The sequence below is a fragment of the Burkholderia sp. ABCPW 14 genome (assembly GCF_001523835.1).
Classification (GTDB): domain Bacteria; phylum Pseudomonadota; class Gammaproteobacteria; order Burkholderiales; family Burkholderiaceae; genus Burkholderia; species Burkholderia mayonis.
The window spans coordinates 1-526 of sequence record NZ_LOVS01000170.1; the positions used below are offsets into that span (position 1 = coordinate 1).

Annotated in this window: 1 protein-coding gene; it reads left to right on the forward strand. The window is 71.1% G+C overall.

What is annotated here, in order from left to right; all coding sequences use genetic code 11:
• Window positions 1-526, forward strand: a 526-nt coding sequence (locus WS62_RS26595) for an AMP-binding protein (protein WP_156441151.1), incomplete at both ends; no start/stop codon positions are given.

Genomic DNA, 526 nt, shown 5'->3' on the forward strand with positions numbered 1-526 from the left:
TCGGCGTCTGCGTCGAGCGCTCCCCCGACCTCGTCGTCGCGCTGCTCGCCGTCCTCAAGGCCGGCGCCGCCTATCTCCCGCTCGACCCCGCCTATCCCCGCGAGCGCATCGACTACATGCTGCTCGATTCCCGCGCCCAGTGCGTCATCGCCTCCCGCGCGCTCGCGCTCCCCGATGGCTCCACCGTCCGCAACGTCGTCCGTCTCGACGACACCGATCTGATCGCGCGCCTCGACCGCGCCCCCGATCACAACCCCGACCCCGCCGACGTCGGCCTCGCCCCGCATCATCTCGCCTACCTGATCTACACCTCCGGCTCCACCGGCCAGCCCAAGGGCGTGATGATCGAGCACCGCAACACCGTCGCCTTCATCCACTGGGCCCTGCACGCCTTCCCCGCCGACGCGTTCGACGGCGTCCTCGCCTCCACCTCGGTCTGCTTCGACCTGTCCGTCTTCGAGATCTTCGCCACCCTCGCCGCCGCCGGACGCATCGTCCTCGTGCCCGACGTGCTCGCCCTCCCCGG